Annotated in this window: 1 protein-coding gene; it reads right to left on the bottom strand. The window is 46.0% G+C overall.

Going from position 1 to position 799, the window contains the following annotated elements; genetic code table 11:
* The coding region (ccoG, locus tag A3739_RS27445; RefSeq protein WP_068503518.1) for a cytochrome c oxidase accessory protein CcoG at positions 1–799 on the bottom strand (799 nt) is incomplete at both ends.

Here is a 799-nt window from a genome sequence, read left to right on the forward strand (position 1 = left end):
TCTCTTATGTCTATGCCTGTTGGACAAACTTGAACACACATGCCGCAATCGACACAGTCGCCAAGGCCCTGTTCTTTGTAATCTGAGTTCCGCTTGCGGCTACCGCGAGGATCTCCTCGCGTAGCGTCATAGGCTACGGCAAGTGTATCGTCGTCATACATCACTGACTGAAAACGCGCATAAGGGCACATGTAAAGGCATACCTGCTCTCGTAACCATCCTGCATTCATATAGGTTGCGAGCGTGAAGAATGCGATCCAGAAAACTGCCCAGCCATTGGCAGAGTAGGTAAATAAGTCAGGAACAAGCTCTCTAATTGGGTAAAAGTACCCCACGAATGTCAGGCCAGTTCCGAATGCTACCGACAGCCAAAGAAGGTGTTTAATACCTTTTTTGGTGATCTTGCTGATGTCGTTGTCGGACTTATCTAGCTTCATGCGCTGATTTCTGCTGCCTTCTACCTTTTCTTCAATCCACATAAAGATAAACGTCCATGCGGTTTGAGGACAGGTGTAGCCACACCAAAGGCGNCCAAATAAAGTCGTCACGAAAAATAGTGCGAATGCAGAGATGATCAGCGTGACTGCCAGTAAGAAGAAATCTTGAGGCCAAAAGGTGATTCCGAAAACATGGAATTTTCGTTCTGGAAGATCGAAATGTACCAGCTGTTGGCCGTTAATGGAAATCCAGCAAATAGCGAAGTAGGCGAGCATTAATGCCCAAAGTGTGTAGCGTCGTATTCCGTGGAAAAAACCAGTAATTTTCTTAACGTATATCTTTTTGCGTGAAGCGTAGAGTT

It is taken from the genome of Oleiphilus sp. HI0067 (assembly GCF_001635735.1).